We start from the raw sequence: 21,923 nt of genomic DNA, 5'->3' as shown, positions 1-21,923 counted from the left end.
CAGCGGCCTGCCGCCCGCCTTTCCCCAATCCTCACCCCTTCCCCGCCGTCCGCAGCCGCCGGCGTGTTTCCGTCGGGCTCTCGTGATAGTGCGCGCGGTAGCTGCGGGAGAAGGCGGACGAGGAGTTGAAGCCGGTGGCGGCGGCGATGTCGGCGAATTCGTGCCTGGTCTCGATCACCTTGCGCCGGGCCGCGTTCAGCCTGAGCGCCAGATAGTGCTGGTGCGGCGCCACCCCCATCGTCTCCTGGAAAAGGTCCTGCAGGTGGCGGGCGGAAATGCCGATCCGGCGGGCGAGGCGCGCAAGCGTCACCGGCGCCTCCACCGTCTCCTCCATCAGCCGCACCGCCTGGCTGACCCGCTGGTCGGCCACCCGCATGTTGCCGAGCGCAGGCACCTGCAGCAGGCCGCCGGTGCGCTCGTGTTCGTAGATGAAGATCCGCGACACCTCCAGCGCCAGCGAATAGCCCTGCCGCCTCCGGATGATCTCGAGCATCAGGTCGAGCGTCGGCAGCGAGCCGCCGCTGGTGATGCGCTTGCCGTCGATGACATAGCGCTCCGTCAGCACGTTGACCTGCGGATAGGCGGCGGCGAAATCCTCGCGATCCTCCCAGTGGATCGTCACCGAATGGCCGTCGAGCAGGCAGGCCTGCGCCAGGAGCCAGCTCCCCGATTCGATCCCAACCATCATCGTGCGGTGCCGGGCGGTACGCGACAGCTGCCGCCTGAGCGCCGGCGTCGCGCTCGCCTGCCACTGGTAGCTCGACAGGATGAACAGCGGCACCGTCTCCTGCTCGGGCCGGAACGGTCCGTCGACGGGAACGGGAATGCGGCTGCGCGTCTCGATCGCCGCACCATCCGGCGAGAACAGCCGCCAGCGGTAGAGGTCCTGCCCGGAGAGCCGGTTTGCGGCGCGCAAGGGCTCTATGACGGAGGCGACGAGGATCAGGTTCGTCTCCGGCAGCACGAGAATGTCCAGTTCGAGCGTGTCCGACGACGGTTCGAGCATCGGCGCAACTCCTTCACAATCTTCCTGAAGTGTAAAGAATGCCGCCGAAATTGAAAAGCACGTTGCATCGGCTTGGCTCGTAATGGCCGCAACGAACAAATCCGGGAGAACGAAATGCCCCTTTCCATGAACCGAGATGTCTTCATCACCTGCGCCGTCACCGGCTCGGGCGACACCGTCGGCAAGTCGAAGCACGTGCCGATCACGCCGAAGCAGATCGCAGAGGCCGCCGTCGAGGCCGCCAAGGCCGGTGCTGCCGTCATCCACTGTCACGTCCGCGATCCCGAGACAGGCGCTCCCTCGCGCCGCAACGACCTCTACAAGGAAGTGACCGACCGCATCCGCCAGGCCGAGGTCGACATCGTGCTCAACCTCACCGCCGGCATGGGCGGCGACATGATCTTCGGCGACGTCGAAAAGCCGCTGCCGCTGAAGGAACAGGGCACCGACATGGCCGGCGCCACCGAGCGCGTCTCCCACGTCGCCGAATGCCTGCCGGAAATCTGCACGCTCGACTGCGGCACGATGAACTTCTCGCTCGGCGACTACGTGATGACCAACACGCCCTCGATGCTGCGCGCCATGGCAAAGCAGATGACCGACCTCGGCGTCCGCCCCGAGATCGAGGCCTTCGATACCGGTCACCTCTGGTTCGCCAAGCAGCTGGTCGAGGAAGGCCTGATCGAGGATCCGGTGCTGATCCAGCTCTGCATGGGCATCCCGTGGGGCGCCCCCGACGACCTCAACACCTACATGGCGATGGTCAACAACGTGCCCGCCAACTGGACCTTCTCGGCCTTCTCGATCGGCCGCAACGCCATGGCCTACCCGGCAGCCGCCGTGCTCGCCGGCGGCAACGTCCGCGTCGGGCTGGAGGACAACCTCTATGTCGGCAAGGGCCAGCTCGCGACGAATGCCCAGCTCGTCGAGAAGGCGGTCACCGTCGTCGAGAACATGGGCGCCCGCATCATCGGCCCCGCCGAGGTACGCGAAAAGCTGAAGCTGACCAAGCGATAAGAAAAACACCCCTCCCAACCCTCCCCACAAGGGGGAGGGCTTAACCCGTGGCGCCGCCGGCGACACAACCGAGCCGCTCCGCCAATTCGACGTGTCGAGACGGGCAGAGCGGATCGGCAGGTTAAGCCCCTCCCCCTTGTGGGGAGGGGTTGGGGAGGGGTCTCAATTGAGAGGGAATTCACATGACCAAGATCACCAAGGCAGCCTGCATCGGCGGCGGCGTCATCGGCGGGGCCTGGGCGGCGCGGTTTGCGCTGGCCGGCATCGATGTCGCGATCTTCGACCCGCACCCGGAAGCCGAACGCATCATCGGCGAGGTGATGGCCAATGCCGAGCGCGCCTACGGCATGCTGACCATGGCGCCGCTGCCGCCGAAGGGCAAGTTCACTTTCGTCAAGAGCATCGAGGAAGCCGTGCAAGGCGCTGACTGGATTCAGGAAAGCGTGCCCGAGCGCGTCGACCTGAAGCGCGGCGTCATCACCCAGATCGATGCGGCCGCCGACCCCAAGGCGCTGATCGGCTCGTCGACCTCCGGCATCATGCCGACCGACCTGCAGCGCGACATGAAGCATCCCGAGCGCATGTTCGTCGCCCACCCCTACAACCCCGTCTATCTGCTGCCGCTCGCCGAACTCGTCGGCGGCGAGAAGACGGCGCGCGCGACGCTGGAAGACGCCAAGACCAAGCTCGCCACCATCGGCATGAAGGGCGTCATCATCAACAAGGAGATCGAGGCCTTCGTCGGCGATCGTCTGCTCGAAGCCGTCTGGCGCGAGGGCCTGTGGCTGATCAAGGACGACATCTGCGACACCGAGACGCTCGACGACGTCATCCGCTATTCCTTCGGCATGCGCTGGGCGCAGATGGGCATGTTCGAGACCTACCGCATCGCCGGCGGCGAAGCCGGCATGCGCCACTTCATCGCCCAGTTCGGTCCCTGCCTGTCCTGGCCCTGGACGAAGCTGACGGACGTCGTCGATCTCGACGACGAACTGACAGAGAAGATCGCCAGCCAGTCCGACGCCCAGTCCGGCGCCCGCGGCATCCGCGAGCTGGAGCGCATCCGTGACCAGAACCTCGTCGGCATCATGCACGCCCTGAAGGCCGGCGACGACGGCCGCGGCTGGGGTGCGGGCAAGCTGTTGACCGAGTTCGAGGACTATCTCTGGGCGAACGCCAAGAAGCCGGAGGTCGATCTCGGCGAGGTCAAGCCGCTGAAGATCCTCGACACCAAGGTTTCTGCCGCCTGGGTCGACTATAACGGCCACATGACCGAGCACCGTTACCTGCAGGTGTTCGGCGACACCTCCGACGGCGTGCTGCGCCTGATCGGCGTCGACCTCGAATATGTCCGCGACGGCCACAGCTACTACACCGTCGAGACTCATATCCGCCATCTCGGCGAGGCCAAGCTCGGCGACGCGCTCACTACCACCTGCCAGATCCTGTCCTCGGACGAAAAGCGCCTGCAGTTCTTCTCGACCATCTACAATGCCGAGACCAACGAAGCGATCGCCACCGCCGAGCAGATGATGCTGCACGTGGACTCAAAGGCCGGCAAGGCGGTCGCCGCTCCGGCGCACGTGCTCGACAAGGTGAAGGCGCTGACCGAGGCCCATGCGCGCCTGCCGGTGCCCGATGGCGCCGGGCGTCATGTGGGGCAGAAGCGCTAGGATCGCGATGGCGGGAGCAACTGAGGGGACCGCCCCTCATCCGCCTGCCGGCACCTTCTCCCCGCAAGCGGGCAGAAGGGACAAGCTGCAAACGCCCGGCGCTTCGCGGGAGAACGAAGCGCCGACGGAGAGATTGCATACCGCCTGGACCGGCGAGGCTTTGACGCCCGGCCGGATGGGACCGGGCGGCAGAGGACGAGACGCCACGGCAATGCCCTTCGCCCCGCTTGCGGGGAGAAGGTGCCGGCAGGCGGATGAGGGGCGGGCAACAAGCGCCACCCCGAACAAACGAGGGAGAACAGCATGAACTTCGCACTGACGGACGAACAGCAGATGATCGTCGATACGGTCCGCAGCTTCGTCGAGACCGAGATCTATCCGCACGAAAACGAGGTGGAGCGAACGGGTTTCGTGCCGCCGGAACTGGGCCAAGATATCGCCCGCAAGTGCAAGGAGATCGGCTTCTTCGGCTGCAATTTCCCCGAGGAAGTCGGCGGCGCCGGGCTCGACCACACCTCGTTTACGCTCGTCGAGCGCGAACTCGGCCGCGGCTCGATGGCGCTGACGGTGTTCTTCGGTCGCCCCTCCGGCATCCTGATGGGCTGCAACGCCGAGCAGCGCGAGAAGTACCTCATACCCGCCGTCCGCGGTGACAAGTTCGATGCGCTCGCCATGACCGAACCGGACGCCGGCTCCGACGTGCGCGGCATGAAATGCTTTGCCAAGAAGGACGGCGACGACTGGATCGTCAACGGTACCAAGCACTTCATCTCCCACGCCAACATCGCCGATTTCGTCATCGTCTTCATCGCCACCGGCGAGGAACAGACGCCGCGCGGCCCGAAGAAGCTGATCACTTCTTTCCTCGTAGACCGCGGCACGCCGGGCTTCGAGATCCGCGAGGGCTACAATTCCGTCTCCCACCGCGGCTACAAGAACTGCATCCTTTCCTTCGACGACTGCCGCTTGCCCTCGTCGCAGATCCTGGGCGAAGTCCATCGCGGCTTCGACCTCGCCAACGACTGGCTGTACGCGACCCGCATCACCGTCGCCGCCACCTCTGTCGGCCGGGCGCGGCGCGTCTTCGACTACGCCCTGTCCTACGCGGCCGAGCGCAAGCAGTTCGGCAAGCCGATCGGCGCCAACCAGGGCGTCTCCTTCAAGCTCGCCGACATGATCACCGAGATCGATGCCGCCGACCTTTTGACCCTGTCGGCCGCCTGGCGCCTCGACCAGGGCCTGCCGGCCAACCGCGAGATCGCCTCGGCCAAGGTCTTCGCCACCGAAATGCTCGCGCGGGTCACCGACGAGACGATCCAGATCTATGGCGGCATGGGCCTGATGGACGATCTTCCCCTCGCCCGCTTCTGGCGCGACGCCCGCGTCGAGCGCATCTGGGACGGCACCTCCGAAATCCAGCGCCACATCATCAGCCGCGACCTGCTGCGGCCGCTGGGGGCTTGAGGATGAGGATTGCTCCGCTGAAGGCCCGTTTTCCCCACATCCCAAAGTCCCCTCCCCAACCCCTCCCCACAAGGGGGAGGGGCAGCCCTGCTGCGACCGCCCTGCCCGTTCAATCACCTGTCCGGGTGGCGATGCGTCGATGTGGCCAAACCGGCGCGGCATCCGAGCCCCTCCCCCTTGTGGGGAGGGGTTGGGGAGGGGTTTTGACCCGCGGAGAGATACCGGCATGACGTCCCCCCGCTCCCTCGACCGTCTCATCCGCCCCCGCTCCATCGCCGTTTTCGGCGGCAAGGAGGCGGGGCGCGTCATCGAACAGTGCGACAAGATGGGCTTTGCCGGCGCGATCTGGCCGGTCCATCCGACCAAGGAAGAGATCCACGGCCGCCGCTGCTATCGCTCCGTCGCAGACCTCCCCGAGGCCCCCGACGCCTCATTCGTCGGCGTCAACCGCAACCTGACGATCGAGATCATCCGCGACCTCGCCGCCCGCGGCGCCGGCGGTGCCGTCTGCTACGCCTCGGGCTTTCGCGAGGCGGTGACCGAGCTCGCCGACGGCGACGACCTGCAGAAGGCGCTTGTCGCCGCTGCCGGAGACATGCCGATCCTCGGGCCCAACTGCTACGGCTTCATCAACATGCTTGATGGCGCGCTGCTATGGCCCGACCAGCACGGCATGGTCAGGATCGAGCGTGGCGTCGCCGTCCTCACCCAGTCCTCCAACATCGCCTGCAACATCTCCATGCAGCAGCGCGGCCTGCCGCTCGCCTACATCCTCACGGCCGGCAACCAGGCGCAGACGGGGCTCTGCGACCTCGCCTGCGCGGTACTGGAGGATCCGCGCGTCACCGCCGTCGGCCTGCACATCGAGGGCTTCGACAGCATCGAGGCGCTGGAACGGCTCGCCCGACGCGCCCGCGAACTGAAGAAGCCGGTGGTGACGCTGAAGGTCGGCAAGTCCGAGCAGGCCCAGCTTGCCACCGTCTCGCACACCGCCTCGCTCGCCGGCAACGACGCCGTCTCCACGGCACTCCTCTCCCGCCTCGGCATCGGCCGCGTCGAGACGCTGCCGGAACTGCTCGAGACCCTGAAGCTCCTGCACCTGCACGGCCCGCTCGCAAGCTTCGATATCTCCTCGATGAGTTGCTCCGGCGGCGAGGCCTCGCTGATGGCCGACGCCGGGGTGAAGCGGAAGGTGGTCTACCGGGCATTGCGCGAAGAGCAGCGAATGCCGCTGCGCGAAAGCCTCGGGCAGATGGTGACGATCGCAAACCCGCTCGACTACCACACCTTCGTCTGGGGCAACCGCGAGAAGCAGACCGAGGCCTTCACCGCGATGATGCGGGGTGGCTATGCGCTGAACCTGATCGTGCTCGATTTTCCCCGCCTCGACCGCTGCGACGCGAGCGACTGGGTGACGACCTGCCATGCCGTCATCGACGCCTCGCGGGCGTCCGGCGCACTCGCCGGCATCCTCGCCAGCATGGGCGAGAACATGCCCGAGGAGACCGCGCTGATGCTGATGGCAAACGGCGTCGTGCCCTTCTGCGGCATCGAGGAGGCGCTGGCGGCAGCCGAAGCCGCAGCCACGATCGGCGCCCTCTGGGAGAAGCCCCTGCCCGCGCCGCTGGTCAGGGCTGGTGCAGACGATGGCGAACCGGTGACGCTGACGGAGCACGAGGCCAAGAAGGCGCTGGCAGCATACGGCCTTCCCGTCCCCGAGGGCCGCGTGGCGGAGAATCCGGCACAGGCGGCGGAAGCCGCCGAAGCACTCGGCTTCCCGGTCGTGCTCAAGGGCCTTGGCGTCGCCCACAAGACCGAGGCCGGGGCGGTGAAGCTCAACCTGCAGACGCGGGAGGCAGTGCTGGAAGCCGCCGCCGCCATGGCCGGTGTCGCGTCCGGTTATCTCGTCGAGAAGATGGTCGGTCGCCCTGTCGCCGAGGTCATCGTCGGCGCGATGCGCGATCCCGTCGCCGGTCCGGTGCTCACGGTCGGTGCAGGCGGAATCCTGGTCGAATTGCTGGAGGATTCGGCCATTCTCACGCTTCCGACCGACGAGAATGCGATCCGCGCGGCGATTTCCGGCCTGAAGATCGCAAAACTGCTCCAGGGCTATCGCGGTGGCCCGCCCGGCGACGTCGACGCGCTCGTCGCAGCCGTCGCATCGGCGGCATCCTATGTCGTTTCAAACGCTTCAATTGTCGATGAACTCGATATCAATCCTATCATGGTGCTTGCTGACGGCGACGGGGTTGTCGCGGCAGACGCCCTGATCCGTCTGAGGAAGTGAGCCCATGACCGGACCGATCCGCAAGCGCCGCGAAGGCGGCATCCTCGAAGTCACGATCGATCGCCCGAAAGCCAACGCGATCGATCTGGTGACGAGCCGCATCATGGGCGAAATCTTCCGCGATTTCCGCGACGACGACACGCTGCGCGTCGCCATCGTCACCGGCGCCGGCGAAAAATTCTTCTGCCCGGGCTGGGACCTGAAGGCGGCGGCCGCGGGCGACGCGGTCGACGGCGACTACGGCATCGGCGGCTTTGGCGGCATGCAGGAACTGCGCGACCTCAACAAGCCGATCATCGCGGCCATAAACGGCATCTGTTGCGGCGGCGGTCTCGAGATCGCACTCTCGACCGACCTGATCCTCGCCGCCGAGCACGCCACCTTCGCCCTCCCCGAGATCCGTTCCGGCACCGTCGCCGACGCCGCCTCGATCAAATTGCCGAAGCGCATCCCCTACCACATCGCCATGGACATGCTTCTGACCGGCCGCTGGCTCGACGTGCAGGAGGCGCATCGCTGGGGCTTCGTCAACGAGATCCTGCCGGCGGACAAGCTTCTGGACCGGGCCTGGGAACTGGCAAGGCTTCTGGAGAGCGGCCCGCCGCTGGTCTATGCTGCGATCAAGGAAGTGGTGCGCGCGGCTGAGGGCGAGACGTTCCAGACGACGATGAACAGGATCACCCGCCGCCAGTTTCCGACGGTGGACGTCCTCTATTCGAGCGAGGACCAGCTCGAAGGCGCCCGCGCCTTCGCCGAGAAGCGAGATCCGGTGTGGAAGGGCCGCTGAGCGGCCTTTTTATCCACACCGCCATGCCCTGAAAATGCGTGCTCGCGCTCGTCGCGGGCATTTGCGTAAGTGCCGTTTATACACAAGCGAGGAAATTTAAGACGTTACATTTGTGCCATTTTCAGTAATCTTATCAATCAGCAAGCGGCCGTGTACATGAAGGAGACCATTGACCACGCATGAGGCGCCGCCGCGCGCCACCGCACAGCCGCCGTTGCGACAGGACAGGCGGCAGACCAGAAATTCTACCAGACACAAGAAGGCCGCAAGCGGTCTAACGAAGGGAACAGGGGAATGACGGACTATACCGATTATCTCGCGCGCCAGGTGCTGCTGGGCAAGATGAACCGCCGCGAATTCATGGGCCGCGCTGCCGCCTTCGGCGTCACGCTCGCCGCCGCCGGCACGATGTTCGACACCGCCGCCAGGGCGCAGGAGCCCAAGCGCGGCGGCCATCTCAAGCTCGGACTTGAAGGCGCAGCCGCAACTGATTCAAAAGACCCGGCAAAATCGCTTTCGCAGTTCACCTTCGTCGCCGGCCGCTGCTGGGGCGACATGCTGGTCGAATCCGAGCCGCTGACGGGCGCTCCGGTTCCGGCGCTGGCTGAATCCTGGGAGCCGTCCGCCGACGCCGCCACCTGGACCTTCAACATCCGCAAGGGCGTCAAGTTCCATGACGGCAAGGAACTGACGATCGACGACGTCATCAAGACCCTGCAGCGCCACACCGACGAGAAGTCGGAATCCGGCGCGCTCGGCGTGATGAAGTCGATCAAGGAGATCAAGGCCGACGGCGACAAGCTCGTCCTCGTGCTGACCGAAGGCAACGCCGACCTGCCGCTGCTTCTGACCGACTACCATCTGGTCATCCAGCCGAACGGCGGCCTCGACGATCCGAACGCGATGATCGGCACCGGCCCCTACAAGGTCGCAAGCTTCGAGCCCGGCGTGCGCGCCACCTTCGAGAAGAACGCCGACGACTGGCGCTCCGACCGCGGCTTCGTCGACAGCGTCGAACTGATCGCCATGAACGACGCCACCGCGCGTATCGCCGCCCTGTCGTCGGGCCAGGTGCACTACATCAACCGCGTCGACCCCAAGACCGTCGACCTCCTGAAGCGCGCGCCCACGGTCGAGATCCTGAACACCTCCGGCCGCGGCCACTACGTGTTCATCATGCACTGCAACACCGCGCCCTTCGACAACAACGACCTCCGCCTGGCGCTGAAATACGCCATGGACCGCGAGACGATGGTGCAGAAGATCCTCGGCGGCTACGGCAAGATCGGCAACGACTTCCCGATCAACGAGACCTACGCGCTCTTCCCGGAAGGGATCGAGCAGCGCGCCTACGATCCCGACAAGGCCGCCTTCCACTACAAGAAGTCCGGCCATGACGGCACGGTGCTGCTGCGCACCTCCGATGTCGCCTTCCCGGGCGCGGTCGATGCCGCGGTCCTCTACCAGGAAAGCGCCAAGAAGGCCGGCATCAATGTCGAGGTCAAGCGCGAGCCGGGCGATGGCTACTGGTCCAACGTCTGGAACGTCCAGCCGTTCTCGACCTCCTACTGGGGCGGCCGCCCGACCCAGGACCAGATGTACTCGACCGCCTATCTCTCGACCGCCGACTGGAACGACACCCGCTTCCTGCGTCCGGACTTCGACAAGATCCTGCTCGAGGCCCGCTCCGAGTTGGACGAGGCCAAGCGCAAGGAGATGTACCACACCATGGGCATGATGGTGCGCGACGAGGGCGGCCTGATCCTTCCGATGTTCAACGACTTCGTCAACGCCGCTTCCAAGCAGGTCAAGGGCTATGTCCATGACATCGGCAACGACATGTCCAACGGCTATGTCGCAACGCGCGTCTGGCTGGAATCCTGATGCCTGGCGGACCGGCACAAGATCAGGGCCCGGCAATGACGGAGGCTGCGGGTGGAAACCCGCAGCTTTCCGGCCTGGCCGGATCGGGTCCCATTACGCAGCCCCCGCCCGCCGCATCCCCGAATGACCAGGGCTCGTTCTCGCCCTGGGGGGGCTTTTCCAGGAGAAGCCCGCTCGCAGCACTGATCCTGCAGCGCCTCGCTCTCAGCGTCGCCCTTCTCTTCGCCGTGTCGCTGATGATCTTCGGCGGCGTCGAAGCCCTGCCCGGCGATTTCGCCACCACCTATCTCGGCCAGTCCGCGACCCCGCAGGCCGTCGAGAACATCCGCAAGGACCTCGGCCTCGACCAGCCGGCGACGACGCGCTACTTCCAGTGGCTGGGCGGCGCGCTGCAAGGCGATTTCGGCACCTCCTGGGCCTCGCGCAACTCCGTCAGCGAGCAGATCGGCAAGCGGCTCGGCAACTCGCTGTTCCTCGCCTTCTTCGCGGCCCTGATATCGATCCCGCTCGCGATCGGCCTCGGCATGCTCGCCGTGCAGTTCCGCGACCGCCTGGCCGACAAGGTCATCAACGTCTTCTCGCTGGCGGCGATCTCGCTGCCGGAATTCTTCGTGGGCTACCTGCTGATCCTGTTCTTCGCCGTGCAGATGGGCATCGCCACCTTTCCGGCCACCGTCTATGACGGCATGGGCTTCACCCAGCGCCTCTCGGCGATCGCGCTGCCGACCGCAACGCTGGTGCTGGTCGTCCTCGCCCACATGATGCGCATGACGCGCGCGGCGATCCTCAACGTCATGTCCTCGGCCTATGTCGAGACGGCGGAACTGAAGGGCCTCAGCGGGCTCCGCATCATCGCCAGGCACGCCGCCCCCAACGCGGTCGCCCCGGTCATCAATGTGATTGCACTGAACCTCGCCTATCTCGTCGTCGGCGTCGTCGTGGTCGAGGTCGTGTTCGTCTATCCCGGCATGGGCCAGTACATGGTCGACGCGGTGACGGTGCGCGACATGCCGGTGGTGCAGGCCTGCGGCCTGATCTTCGCCGCCTTCTACATCTTCCTCAACATGACGGCGGACATCCTCGCCATCATCGCCAATCCGAGACTGAGGCACCCACGATGAGACTGCGCGCCATTCCCCTAAGCGCATGGATCGGCATCGCGGGCATCGCGCTTGCCCTGTTCTGCGCCATCTTCGCCCCCTTCATCGCCCCCTATGGCGAGAGCGAGATCGTCGGCGACATCTGGGCGCCGATGGGCGGCGACTTCCTGTTCGGCACCGACAATCTCGGCCGCGACCTGCTCTCCCGGCTGATCTACGGCGCCCGCACGACGATCTTCGTGGCGCTCGCCGCGACCATCCTGTCCTTCAGCCTCGGCATGCTGCTCTCCTTCGTCGCCGCCGTCACCGGCGGGCTTGTCGACCAGCTGTTCTCCCGCTTCAACGACCTGATGATGGCGATCCCGACGCTGATCTTCGCCCTCGTCGTGCTTGCCGTCCTGCCGCAGCAATTGTGGATCCTGATCCTCGTCATGGCGATCCTCGACAGTACCCGCGTCTACCGCATCGGCCGGGCCGTGGCACTCGACGTCGCGGTGATGGAGTTCGTCGAGGCGGCGCGCCTGCGCGGCGAAGGCACGGGCTGGATCATCTTCCGGGAGATCCTGCCGAACACGCTGTCGCCGCTGCTCGCCGAGTTCGGCCTGCGCTTCGCCTTCTCCATCCTGTTCCTCTCCACCCTCTCCTTCCTCGGCCTCGGCATCCAGCCGCCGGCCGCCGACTGGGGCGGCATGGTCAAGGACAACAAGGACGGCATCATCTTCGGCATCTCCGCAGCCCTCATCCCCGGGGCTGCGATCGCGCTCCTGACCATCTGCATCAACCTCGTCGTCGACTGGCTGATGAAACGCACCTCGAGCCTGAAGGGAGGACGCGGCGATGCCTGAACCATCAACGGCCAACCTGCTCTCCGTCCGCAATCTGAAGATCGAGGCGACGAGCTATCCACCGGGCGAGCCGCCGAAGACCGTCACCCTCGTCGAGGGCGTCAACTTCGACGTCCAGAAGGGCAAGGTGCTGGGCCTGATCGGCGAATCCGGCGCCGGCAAGTCGACGATCGGCCTGACCGCGCTCGCCTATGGCCGCGGCGGCGTCCGCATCACCGGCGGCGAGGTCCTTCTCGACGGGCAGGACCTGCTCAAGCTCGACCATGCCGGCATCCGCAAGGTGCGCGGCGCCAGGGTCTGTTATGTCGCGCAATCGGCGGCGGCCGCCTTCAACCCCGCCCACCGGCTCGGCGAACAGGTGATCGAGGCCTCGCTCAGGCACGGCATCATGAGCCGGGCGGAGGCGGAGAAGCGCGCCCTCCATCTGTTCAACATTCTCGGCCTCCCCAATCCCGAGACCTTCGGCCAGCGCTACCCGCACCAGGTCTCCGGCGGCCAGTTGCAGCGCGCGATGACGGCCATGGCGCTCTGCCCGAACCCCGACCTGATCGTCTTCGACGAGCCGACGACGGCGCTCGACGTGACCACCCAGATCGACGTGCTCGCCGCGATCAAGCACGCGATCGAGGAGACGCACACCGCCGCCATCTACATCACCCACGACCTCGCCGTCGTCGCCCAGATCACCGACGACATCCTGGTGCTGCGCCACGGCAAGATGGTGGAATACGGCACGGTCAGGCAGATCATCGAGGCACCGACGCAGGACTATACGAAGGCGCTGGTCAACGTCCGCGGCACCGGCCGCGAAGAGGCGAAGGACCAGTCGGACACGCTGCTGAAGGTCGACAACGTCACCGCCGGCTATTCCAACGGCTTCAAGGTGCTGCGCGATGTCTCGCTGCACCTGCCGAAGGGCCAGACGCTCGCCGTCGTCGGCGAGAGCGGCTCGGGCAAGTCGACGCTGGCGCGCGTCATCACCGGCCTTTTGCCGCCGCAGGAGGGCACCGTCACCTTCGACGGCAAGCCGCTGCCCCCCGCGCTCAAGGGCCGCAAGAACGAGGAACTGCGCCGGATCCAGATGATCTACCAGATGGCCGATACCGCGATGAACCCGCGCCAGACGGTGCGCAACATCGTCGGCCGGCCGCTGACCTTCTACTATGGCCTGCACGGCAAGCAGAAGACGGAACGCGTGCGCGAACTGCTCGACCAGATCGAGATGGGCGACCGCTTCCTCGACCGCTACCCGGCCGAGCTCTCCGGCGGCCAGAAGCAGCGCGTGGCGATCGCGCGTGCGCTCGCCGCCCGGCCCGATCTGATCCTCTGCGACGAGCCGACCTCGGCGCTCGACCCGCTGGTGGCCGAGGGCATCCTCAAGCTGCTTCTCAAGCTGCAGGAGGAAACGCAGGTCTCCTACATGTTCATTACCCACGACATCGCCATCGTGCGTGCGATCGCCGACAGCGTGGCGGTCATGCACCGCGGCCGGTTGGTGCGCTTCGGCCCGAAGTCGAAGGTGCTCTCGCCGCCCTTCGACGACTACACCGACCTGCTCCTGAAATCCGTCCCCGAGATGGAGATCGGCTGGCTGGAAAAGGTGCTGAAGACACGGCGGATGGAGAGCGCGGGGAACTGATGCCCCCGGCTTTTGATCCTCTCCCGCCGTGATCAGCCTTGCCGGGACCGTTGCGCCCCGGCACACTCCCCATCCTGCCACGACGCGAGGACCTGATGAACGACGGCACCGGCCAGACCCCGCTTCACATCCCTGCCTTCGACGACGTCCGCGCGGCACAGGCGCGCATCGCAGGCATCGCGCACCGCACGCCGGTTCTCACCTCGCGGACGGCCGACGCCGCGGCCGGCGCCACCCTGTTCTTCAAGGCCGAGAACCTGCAGCGGATCGGCGCCTTCAAGTTCCGCGGCGCCTACAACGCCATCGCCGCCCTCGCCCCGGAGGTGCGTCGGCACGGCGTCATCGCCTATTCCTCCGGTAACCACGCCCAGGCCATCGCCTATGCCGCGCAGTTGCAGGGCACCCCGGCCACCATCGTCATGCCGAAGGACGCACCGGCGATGAAGATGGCGGCGACCAGGGGTTACGGCGCGGACGTCGTTCTCTACGACCGTTACACGGAGGACCGGCAGGCGATCAGCGATCGGCTGGCCCGCGAGCGCGGCGCGACCCTGATCCCGCCCTATGACCATCCCGACGTGATCGCCGGTCAGGGGACGGCGGCCCTCGAACTGATCGAGGAGACCGGCGAACTCGACATGCTGGTCGTCCCCCTCGGCGGCGGCGGCCTGCTCGCCGGCTCGGCCCTGTCGGCAAGGGCGCTGTCGCCGGGCTGCGCGATCTTCGGTGTCGAGCCCGAGGCCGGCAATGACGGCCAGCAGTCGCTCGCAAAGGGCGAGGTCGTGCATATCCCCGTGCCGCGGTCGATCGCCGACGGCGCGCTCTCCACCCATGTCGGCTACCACAACTTCCCGATCCTGCAGCGGACGGTGGACGGCATCGTCACCGTCACCGATGCGCAACTGGTCGAGACGATGCGCTTCTTCGCCGAGCGCATGAAGATCGTCGTCGAACCGACCGGCTGCCTTGCCGCCGCAGCCGTGCTGAACGGCACGATCCCCTGCGCCGGCAAACGCGTCGGCATCATCCTCAGCGGCGGCAATGTCGATGTCGCAGCCTTTGCCGTCATGGTCGCCGGCCGGTAGCGCCACTCGCTGCCAGGTTCCACCGCGCCGCTCTCTTTGTTATCCTGACCCCGTTGATTGGCGCGCGCAGGTGGAAGCATGGCGGACGCAAGCGCACTTCTTGGGACATGGAGGATGCTCACCTGGACGCGCCAGTCGGTGGCGACGGGAGAGATTGCCGATGCGATGGGACCGGCGCCGGTTGGCTACATAGCCTATCATGCGGATGGGCGCATGATGGCCGTGGTCTTTGCCCGTGACCGGCATCTGGAAGGCGCGCTGCCGAGCACGGCGGAGAAGGCCGCGCTTTTCGATTCCATGCTCGCCTATTGTGCTACCTACACAGTGGAGGGAAACTGTATAATCCACCATGTCGACGGCGCCTGGAACCCGGCATGGCGGGGGGCGCTCGTCAGGCCCTATAGGATCGAGGGCCGCAGGCTCTTCATCAGCGGCGCGCCGGGCGAGGATCCGCTCACCGGCGAAGCTGTCGTCTACGCGCTCGAATTCGAGAAGGTCTGAACCGCGCATCCTCAATAATCCGTCGGCACCGTCAGTACTTCCGCCTCCGGCGTGTCGAGAAAACTGCGGACGGTGGCCGGCAACTGCCGTGAAGTAAACGGCAGCACGCCGCAGCGCGACAGCATCTGCCGCAGGTCCGGCTCCGCCCCGATATGCCGCCAGATCATCCGCGAGGCGTAGGGCAGGTTCTCCTTGCGCCAGGAGACGCCCATGGTGGTGCCGCGCAGGTAGACGCGCTGGTGCACCTTGAACGGCATCAGGATCGTCTGCGACAGCATCGGCTGCTGGCCGACGCTGCGCTCAGTGATGAAGATGCGGTTGCGCCAGAAGGTGACGAGGCCGACATATTTCGAGAACTGGTGGATCTCGTTGGCCGCATCGTGGATGCGCTCGATCGATTTCACCCGGATCGCCCCGCCCTCCTCGAAGATCCGCGCGCAGGAACAGACGACCAGTCCCGGCCAGGAGGGCGAGATATGATAGGTCTGGTAGTAGCCGACATGGCGGCGGAGTGCCGCGATATCGCCGGGAAAGCCGTCGAGCAGCCGGCCGGCCGTGGTGCGGTCCCGGTCGGGTCGCGTCAGCCGCGCGGCAAACAGTTTCGGCGGCAGGTCGAAGTCCTGCGGCGCCACGCCGAAGAAGGCGGCGATGCGCGCCGCATTGTGCGCCGACGGCCGCGCCTCGCCGGCGATATAGCGGTTGAACTGCTGCCGGTTTATGCTGATCTCCCGGCAGATCTCGGAGATCGAACGTCGCGTCGCGCAGGCGAAGCGCAGGTTCTCTGTAAAGGAAGGGGGATCAGCCAGGGCACACCTCTGTCGAACGTCAAGAGACAGCGTAAACCAGCGTCAGTTCGCGTCAAGTCGCGAAATTGTCTGCCGCAGGCGAAGCGATAGGCTTCGATAAAGACATCCTGAGCGAGGGAACCCCAAATGACCGACTACACCAAGCGCCCTGACGGCCTGATCGTGCCGACCGCCATCAACCGACGCAGCTTCCTCGCCGGCACCGCGGCGCTGGGCATGGCCGCCGGCCTCGGCGGCACCTTCGCGGCCTCCGACGCCCGCGCCCAGGAGCCCGTCCGCGGCGGCCATCTCAAGCTCGGCCTCAAGGGTGGAGCGGCCACCGACGTGCTCGACCCGGCCACCTACAGCGCCTCCGTCCTCTTCGTCATCGGCCGCCTCTGGGGCGACACGCTGGTCGAGACCGACCCGAAGACCGGCGCCGCCCTGCCCTCGATTGCCTCCTCCTGGGAGCCGTCCGCCGACGCCTCGGTCTGGACCTTCAAGATCCGCGACGACATTTCCTTCCACGACGGCAGCAAGATGACTGTGGCGGACGTGGTCGCGACCCTGAAGCGCCACTCCGACGAGGGCGCGAAATCCGGCGCGCTCGGCCTGATGAGCTCGATCAAGACGATCGAGGAGAAGGCCGGCGACCTGGTCGTGACGCTCGCCGAGGGCAATGCCGACCTGCCGCTGCTTCTGACCGACTACCACCTGATCATCCAGCCGAACGGCGGCCTCGACAATCCGGCCGCAGCCGTCGGCACCGGCCCCTACAAGCTCTCCAATTACGAGGCCGGCGTGCGCGCCACCTTCGAGAAGAACGCCGAAGACTGGCGCTCGGACCGCGGCTTCGTCGATTCGGTCGAGATCATCGTCATGAACGATGCGACCGCCCGCATCGCCGCCCTCTCCTCCGGCCAGGTGCATTTCGTCAACAACATCGACCCGAAGACCGTACCGCTCCTGAAGCGCGCGCCGCGCGTCGAGATCATCCGCAGCGCCGGCAAGGGCTTCTACTCGTTCCTGATGCACTGCGACACCGCCCCCTTCGACAACAACGACCTGCGGCTGGCGCTGAAATACGCAGTCGACCGCCAGGCGATCCTCGACCGCGTGCTCGGCGGCTACGGCACGCTCGGCAACGACTACCCGGTCAATTCCAACTATGCGCTGGCGCCCGACGACATCGAGCAGCGCGCCTACGATCCCGACAAGGCCGCCTTCCACTTCAAGAAGTCCGGCCATGACCGGCCGATCCTGCTGCGCACCTCGGATGCCGCCTTCGCCGGCGCGGTCGACGCCGCGGTCATCTTCCAGGAAAGCGCCAAGAAAGCCGGTATCGAGATCGAGGTCCGCCGCGAGCCGGAGGACGGCTACTGGACCAACGTCTGGAACGTCCAGCCCTTCTGCGCCTCCTACTGGGGTGGCCGGCCTACGCAGGATTCGCGCTACTCCACCTCCTATCTCTCGACGGCGGAATGGAACGACACCCGCTTCAAGCGCGAGGACTTCGACAAGCTCCTTCTCCAGGCCCGCTCCGAGCTCGACGAGACCAAGCGCAAGGAGCTCTACCGCACCATGGCGCTGATGGTCCGCGACGAGGGCGGGCTGATCCTGCCGGTGTTCAACGACTACGTCATGGCCGCCTCGACCTCGGTGAAGGGCATCGTCGACGACATCGGCAACGACATGTCGAACGGCTACATCGGCAGCCGCGCCTGGATCGAAGCATAAGGGTGTGACGAAGCAGATGAATGCCATGACCGAACGAAGCTTCAAAGTCATCGAGAACGAGTGGATCACGCTCAAGGACGGCACGCGGCTCGCCGCGCGCATCTGGATGCCGGAGGGTGCGGCGAATGACCCCGTGCCCGCGGTGTTCGAGTTTCTGCCTTACCGGAAACGCGACGGAACCTGCGCCCGCGACGAATCCACCTATCCGGTCTTCGCCAGCGCCGGCATCGCCGGCGTGCGCGTCGACATCCGCGGCTCGGGCGAATCCGACGGCGTGATCGACGGCGAGTACACGCCGCTCGAACTCGCCAACGCCTGCGAACTGATCGCCTGGATCGCAGCCCAACCCTGGTCCAATGGATCCGTGGGCATGATGGGCATCTCCTGGGGCGGCTTCAACTGCCTGCAGGTCGCAGCCCTGAAACCGCCGGCGCTGAAGGCGGTCATCTCGATCGCCTCCACCGTCGACCGCTACAACGACGACATCCACTACAAGAACGGCACACACCTCTCCGCCCAGCTCTCCTGGGCTGCGACCATGCTCGCCTACCAGTCGCGCTCGCCCGATCCCGAGATCGTCGGCGACCGCTGGAAGGATATGTGGCTGGAGCGGCTGGAAAACGAGCCCTTCTTCATGGAGGAGTGGCTGAAGCACCAGCGCCGCGACGCCTTCTGGGAGCACGGTTCGATCTGCGAGGATTTCGACGGCTTCGAAGTCCCAGCGCTGGTCATCGCCGGCTGGGCCGACGGGTACCGCAACACGCCGCTGAAGGCGGTCGAAGGCCTCGGGCCGAAGGCCAAGGCGCTGATCGGCCCGTGGATTCACAAGTATCCGCATTTCGCCTGGCCGAAGCCGCGCATGGATTTCCACGCCGAGGCCATCCAGTGGTGGAACCGCTGGCTGCGCGGCGAGGAGAACGGCGCGGAGAACTGGCCGCAGGTCCGCGCCTATATCCAGGACGGGCCGAAGCCGTCGCTCCGGCGCGAATTCGACCCCGGCACCTGGGTCGCCAAGAGCGAATGGAGCACACCCGAGATGGAGTGCTTCTACGTCGAGCAATACGGCACGCTGGCCCCCGGCATGCCGATCGCCGGCGCCAAGGACCACGACCACTACCTGCGCTCGCCGCTCGATACCGGCACGATGTCCGGCGAATGGTTCACGCTGAAGCCGGATGCCGAGATGGCGCTCGACCAGCGCCTAGATGACGCCGGTTCGCTGGTGCTGGAGACCCCGCCGCTTGCCGAAGCGCGCGACTATCTCGGCCAGCCGGTGCTGGACCTGCAGCTCTCCTGCGAGGCCGAGATCGCCAATCTCTGCGCCCGCATCGTCGACGTGCACCCGGACGGCACCGCCACCCGCGTCTCCTTCGGCGTGCTCAACCTTGCCCATCGTGACGGCAATGCCGAGCCGAAGCCGATGCGGAAGGGCGAGAAGACGGAAATCCGCCTCGTGCTCGACGCGATGGGCTACCGTTTCGGCCCCGGCCACCGCATCCGCCTGTCCCTGTCCACCGCCTACTGGCCGATGATCCTGCCGCCGCCGACCGATCCGGGTCTCACCATCGACCTCGCCTCGCTCGGCCTGGCGCTGCCGAAGCTTGGTCACCACGAGACGGTCGAGCTCCCGGAACCGGCCAACAAGGATCCGCTGCCGAAGTACAACGAGCTGGAGCCGGGCGAGACCGCCCGCGGCGTCGAACGCGACCTGACGAACGGCCTGACCGAGTACACGATCTACGAGGACACCGGGCTGTCCGAGCATCCCGGCACCGGGCTCGCCACGCGGCAGGTGCGCGACGAGCTCTGGTCGATCGCCGAGAACGATCCGCTCTCGGCCACCGGCACCGCCACCTGGACCTGCGACATGCAGCGCCCCGGCTGGTTCGTCCGCACGATCTCGACGGCAACGATCGGCTGCACCGCCACCGACTGGCTGATCTCCGCCAGCGTCCGCGCCTTCGAGGGCGAAGAGCAGATCTTCGAGAAGACCTTCGAAAAGGTGATCCCGCGCGACTTCATGTGAAGGCTGGGATCGGGGGGGGCACCGTTAACGTGCGCGGCACCTCAAAGATGGCCGTCATGCCGGCTCGGAGGCCGGCATGACGGCAAAGTGGACGCATGACCCGTGCTTTGCTGTCGTGGCATGACTGACGTCGAAGCAAACCCTTGATCAACGCATGTCGCGCAAAAATGTGCAGCGGTTTTGCGACGACGACATGCGTAATATCAAAGGGCTAGAGTTTGTCAGGGAAAAGTGGAATCCGGTTTTCCCGAAAAGACAAACGATATCAAGGAAAGCGAGAGTCTGACTGCTTCAGTATGAAGCTGACAGACTCTATAGCGCGGGAGCGAACCTGAAAGATCGCGACGCGCTTTAGATCGGGCATGACGTTGCTACCCCATCCGCCGCCTACCGTCCCGGCGCCTTGCCGTCGCGGTAGAGGATCATGCCGCCGTGGTGCAGCACGCCGTCGATGAAGTCGCCGTCGGCGGTGAAACCGGTGTCGTCCCAGTATTCGATATGGTCACCGGTCACCTCGTAGCGTCCCCGATAGGCGCTCTCGCGGCTGCCGCGCGCCTCGTCGTAGCGGCCGTTCGCCAAGAGTTCGTGGCGGACGTGGCCGTCGCGCGTGATCCACATGCCGACATAGGGATGGCTTTGCCCGGGGTCGGGGTTTGCGGTCATCTGGGCCGATCCTTTCTGGCCTGAGGCGAGCGTTGCCGAAAGCGCGATCGCGCCCGCGGCGAGGAACCGGACGGCGCTCATGTCCCCCTCCTCACGGCTGTGCCTGGCGGCGTTCGGCGAAGAGTTCGGACAGCGTCTGCGACGCCGCGATCGCCTTCGGGAAGCCCGCCGGCACCGTCACCATGTAGACGACCTCCTTCAGTTCCTCTTCCGACACGCCGATGTTGAGCGCATAGCCGGCATGCACCCGCATGAAGGCCCGCTCGCCGATCGCGGCGAAGGCGGCGACCGCGGCAAGCTGCCGGGTACGGTTGTCGAGGCCCGGGCGCGACCAGACATCGCCCAGCGCGTAGGCCTCGGTCGCCTCGGCGAGGAAGGGAAACTCCTGCCGCATCCGCTCGAGCGTCGGCTGCGTCTCGCCGTTGTTGAGGCTGCGGACGACGGCGTCGCCGCGCTGCAGCCGCTCCCCGGTCGTATCCGCCAAAGCGGCGAACGGCATGGCGCAGGCGAGGATCGCCGCGAGGTATCCGGTTCGGTGATGGAGGCGCATGAGAAACTCCCTTCAGTAGCCGCCGGTCGGGCGGACGACGATTTCGCTGGTGGAGACGTTGGCCGGCTGGTCGATGGTGTGACGGATGGCAGCCGCGATCGCCTCCGGCTTCAGGGCGTTGCTGCGGAAGGACACCATCGCTTCGGCTGCGACCGGGTCGGTGATCGTGTCGGCGAGCTCGGATTCGACCACGCCCGGATAGACGCAGGTGACCCGGATCTTGTCGTTCTCCTGCCGGAGCCCGTCCGAGATCGCCCGCACCGCATATTTCGTCGCGCAGTAGACGGCGGCCGTCGGCACCACGTACAGGCCGCCGACCGACGAGACGTTGATGATATGGCCGAAGCCCTGCCCGTTCATCACCGGCAGCACGGCAGCGATCCCGTGCAGCACGCCGCGGATGTTGACGTCGATCATCCGGTCCCATTCCTCGACCTTGAGCGAGTTCATCGGCGACAGCGGCATGACGCCGGCATTGTTGATGATCACGTCGATACGGCCATAGGCATCGAGGGCGGCGCGGGCGAAATCCTCCACGTCCTGGCGGCGCGTCACGTCGAGCGCCCGCATAGTGACAGTGCCGCCCGAGGCTTCCACCTGGTCCTTGAGTTCGGCGAGACGGTCGGTCCTGCGGGCGCCGATCATCAGCCGGGCGCCCGCCTTGCCGAGCTCGCTTGCGAGTGCCGCGCCGATGCCACTGCTGGCGCCGGTGATCAGAATCACCTTTTCCGAAATGCTGGTCATGTCTTCATCCCTTCCGGTTGCGGTCCCGCTGCATCTGCGCCGCGGGTCAGGCAGAGGATGACGAAGCCGAGGCACGGTGCGGTAGCATGGAGTTCCGCATTTCTTGCACGATCCTCCGAAAGCGCCTGCG

At 66.2% G+C, this 21,923-nt stretch carries 18 protein-coding genes; 13 read left to right on the top strand and 5 right to left on the bottom strand.

The window, feature by feature from the left end; translation table 11 throughout:
- Positions 1 to 31: 31 nt before the first annotated feature.
- Complete coding sequence (locus tag OCK02_RS11090; RefSeq protein WP_263813112.1) at positions 32 to 1,006, bottom strand: GlxA family transcriptional regulator; 975 nt, start codon at positions 1,004 to 1,006, stop codon at positions 32 to 34.
- Between the two features lie 114 nt (positions 1,007 to 1,120).
- Between OCK02_RS11090 and OCK02_RS11085 the strand changes: the two genes are divergently transcribed.
- The 11 genes from OCK02_RS11085 to OCK02_RS11035 all read left to right on the top strand — a co-directional run bounded on the left by OCK02_RS11085 (position 1,121) and on the right by OCK02_RS11035 (position 15,288).
- A complete protein-coding gene (locus OCK02_RS11085) occupies positions 1,121 to 2,023 on the top strand; it encodes a 3-keto-5-aminohexanoate cleavage protein (RefSeq protein WP_263813111.1) in 903 nt (300 codons plus the stop codon).
- A 182-nt stretch (positions 2,024 to 2,205) separates the two neighbouring features.
- Positions 2,206 to 3,696 carry a carnitine 3-dehydrogenase gene (locus OCK02_RS11080; RefSeq protein WP_263813110.1) on the top strand — a complete coding sequence of 497 codons (1,491 nt, stop codon included), beginning with the start codon at positions 2,206 to 2,208 and terminating at the stop codon, positions 3,694 to 3,696.
- A gap of 303 nt (positions 3,697 to 3,999) precedes the next feature.
- Complete coding sequence (locus tag OCK02_RS11075) at positions 4,000 to 5,160, top strand: acyl-CoA dehydrogenase family protein (protein ID WP_230804641.1); 1,161 nt, start codon at positions 4,000 to 4,002, stop codon at positions 5,158 to 5,160.
- Between the two features lie 226 nt (positions 5,161 to 5,386).
- Entirely contained in the window at positions 5,387 to 7,447 is a 2,061-nt protein-coding gene (locus OCK02_RS11070) for an acetate--CoA ligase family protein (protein ID WP_263813109.1), read from the top strand.
- Positions 7,448 to 7,451: 4 nt separating this feature from the next.
- Entirely contained in the window at positions 7,452 to 8,234 is a 783-nt protein-coding gene (locus OCK02_RS11065) for a carnitinyl-CoA dehydratase (RefSeq protein WP_263813108.1), read from the top strand.
- A 294-nt stretch (positions 8,235 to 8,528) separates the two neighbouring features.
- Complete coding sequence (locus tag OCK02_RS11060) at positions 8,529 to 10,118, top strand: ABC transporter substrate-binding protein (protein ID WP_230804636.1); 1,590 nt, start codon at positions 8,529 to 8,531, stop codon at positions 10,116 to 10,118.
- 35 nt (positions 10,119 to 10,153) lie between these two features.
- Complete coding sequence (locus OCK02_RS11055; protein ID WP_412178806.1) at positions 10,154 to 11,239, top strand: ABC transporter permease; 1,086 nt, start codon at positions 10,154 to 10,156, stop codon at positions 11,237 to 11,239.
- Positions 11,236 to 12,063, top strand: a complete 828-nt coding sequence (locus OCK02_RS11050) for an ABC transporter permease (RefSeq protein ID WP_230804634.1) — start codon at positions 11,236 to 11,238, stop codon at positions 12,061 to 12,063. Before OCK02_RS11055 ends, OCK02_RS11050 begins: the two co-directional genes overlap by 4 nt.
- Positions 12,056 to 13,702 (top strand): ABC transporter ATP-binding protein, encoded by a 1,647-nt coding sequence (locus tag OCK02_RS11045; protein ID WP_263813107.1) that lies wholly within the window; start codon positions 12,056 to 12,058, stop codon positions 13,700 to 13,702. Before OCK02_RS11050 ends, OCK02_RS11045 begins: the two co-directional genes overlap by 8 nt.
- A 95-nt stretch (positions 13,703 to 13,797) precedes the next feature.
- Complete coding sequence (locus tag OCK02_RS11040) at positions 13,798 to 14,787, top strand: threo-3-hydroxy-L-aspartate ammonia-lyase (protein ID WP_263813106.1); 990 nt, start codon at positions 13,798 to 13,800, stop codon at positions 14,785 to 14,787.
- Positions 14,788 to 14,901: 114 nt separating this feature from the next.
- Positions 14,902 to 15,288 (top strand): lipocalin-like domain-containing protein, encoded by a 387-nt coding sequence (locus OCK02_RS11035; RefSeq protein ID WP_263813105.1) that lies wholly within the window; start codon positions 14,902 to 14,904, stop codon positions 15,286 to 15,288.
- Between the two features lie 11 nt (positions 15,289 to 15,299).
- Here the strand turns inward: OCK02_RS11035 and OCK02_RS11030 are convergent, their stop codons facing one another.
- A complete protein-coding gene (locus OCK02_RS11030; RefSeq protein WP_263813363.1) occupies positions 15,300 to 16,094 on the bottom strand; it encodes a helix-turn-helix domain-containing protein in 795 nt (264 codons plus the stop codon).
- 126 nt (positions 16,095 to 16,220) lie between these two features.
- Between OCK02_RS11030 and OCK02_RS11025 the strand changes: the two genes are divergently transcribed.
- Together OCK02_RS11025 and OCK02_RS11020 are read left to right on the top strand one after the other, a co-directional pair.
- Positions 16,221 to 17,810 (top strand): ABC transporter substrate-binding protein, encoded by a 1,590-nt coding sequence (locus OCK02_RS11025; RefSeq protein ID WP_263813104.1) that lies wholly within the window; start codon positions 16,221 to 16,223, stop codon positions 17,808 to 17,810.
- Positions 17,811 to 17,835: 25 nt separating this feature from the next.
- Positions 17,836 to 19,836, top strand: coding sequence for a CocE/NonD family hydrolase (locus tag OCK02_RS11020; RefSeq protein ID WP_263813103.1), 2,001 nt, complete (start codon positions 17,836 to 17,838; stop codon positions 19,834 to 19,836).
- A 387-nt stretch (positions 19,837 to 20,223) separates the two neighbouring features.
- On the opposite strand, the gene OCK02_RS11015 is transcribed toward OCK02_RS11020, so the two are convergent.
- From OCK02_RS11015 to OCK02_RS11005, 3 genes are read right to left on the bottom strand one after another with little or no spacing between them, the layout of a single operon-like run.
- Entirely contained in the window at positions 20,224 to 20,580 is a 357-nt protein-coding gene (locus OCK02_RS11015; protein ID WP_263813102.1) for an Atu4866 domain-containing protein, read from the bottom strand.
- A gap of 10 nt (positions 20,581 to 20,590) precedes the next feature.
- Positions 20,591 to 21,049, bottom strand: coding sequence for a carboxymuconolactone decarboxylase family protein (locus OCK02_RS11010; RefSeq protein ID WP_412178805.1), 459 nt, complete (start codon positions 21,047 to 21,049; stop codon positions 20,591 to 20,593).
- Between the two features lie 12 nt (positions 21,050 to 21,061).
- Positions 21,062 to 21,793, bottom strand: a complete 732-nt coding sequence (locus OCK02_RS11005) for an SDR family oxidoreductase (RefSeq protein WP_263813101.1) — start codon at positions 21,791 to 21,793, stop codon at positions 21,062 to 21,064.
- Positions 21,794 to 21,923 lie beyond the last annotated feature (130 nt).

Origin of the sequence: Rhizobium sp. TRM96647, assembly GCF_025780115.1 — a bacterium.
GTDB lineage: Bacteria > Pseudomonadota > Alphaproteobacteria > Rhizobiales > Rhizobiaceae > Mycoplana.
Note: the sequence above shows the minus strand (reverse complement) of the source record. Positions and strands in the feature narration are given on the sequence as shown.

Coding starts and splice junctions, on each gene's coding strand:
- OCK02_RS11090 (WP_263813112.1), bottom strand. CDS start 1,006: ATGCTCGAACCGTCGTCGGACACGCTCGAACTGGACATTCTCGTGCTG.
- OCK02_RS11085 (WP_263813111.1), top strand. CDS start 1,121: ATGCCCCTTTCCATGAACCGAGATGTCTTCATCACCTGCGCCGTCACC.
- OCK02_RS11080 (WP_263813110.1), top strand. CDS start 2,206: ATGACCAAGATCACCAAGGCAGCCTGCATCGGCGGCGGCGTCATCGGC.
- OCK02_RS11075 (WP_230804641.1), top strand. CDS start 4,000: ATGAACTTCGCACTGACGGACGAACAGCAGATGATCGTCGATACGGTC.
- OCK02_RS11070 (WP_263813109.1), top strand. CDS start 5,387: ATGACGTCCCCCCGCTCCCTCGACCGTCTCATCCGCCCCCGCTCCATC.
- OCK02_RS11065 (WP_263813108.1), top strand. CDS start 7,452: ATGACCGGACCGATCCGCAAGCGCCGCGAAGGCGGCATCCTCGAAGTC.
- OCK02_RS11060 (WP_230804636.1), top strand. CDS start 8,529: ATGACGGACTATACCGATTATCTCGCGCGCCAGGTGCTGCTGGGCAAG.
- OCK02_RS11055 (WP_412178806.1), top strand. CDS start 10,154: ATGACGGAGGCTGCGGGTGGAAACCCGCAGCTTTCCGGCCTGGCCGGA.
- OCK02_RS11050 (WP_230804634.1), top strand. CDS start 11,236: ATGAGACTGCGCGCCATTCCCCTAAGCGCATGGATCGGCATCGCGGGC.
- OCK02_RS11045 (WP_263813107.1), top strand. CDS start 12,056: ATGCCTGAACCATCAACGGCCAACCTGCTCTCCGTCCGCAATCTGAAG.
- OCK02_RS11040 (WP_263813106.1), top strand. CDS start 13,798: ATGAACGACGGCACCGGCCAGACCCCGCTTCACATCCCTGCCTTCGAC.
- OCK02_RS11035 (WP_263813105.1), top strand. CDS start 14,902: ATGCTCACCTGGACGCGCCAGTCGGTGGCGACGGGAGAGATTGCCGAT.
- OCK02_RS11025 (WP_263813104.1), top strand. CDS start 16,221: ATGACCGACTACACCAAGCGCCCTGACGGCCTGATCGTGCCGACCGCC.
- OCK02_RS11020 (WP_263813103.1), top strand. CDS start 17,836: ATGACCGAACGAAGCTTCAAAGTCATCGAGAACGAGTGGATCACGCTC.
- OCK02_RS11015 (WP_263813102.1), bottom strand. CDS start 20,580: ATGAGCGCCGTCCGGTTCCTCGCCGCGGGCGCGATCGCGCTTTCGGCA.
- OCK02_RS11010 (WP_412178805.1), bottom strand. CDS start 21,049: ATGCGCCTCCATCACCGAACCGGATACCTCGCGGCGATCCTCGCCTGC.
- OCK02_RS11005 (WP_263813101.1), bottom strand. CDS start 21,793: ATGACCAGCATTTCGGAAAAGGTGATTCTGATCACCGGCGCCAGCAGT.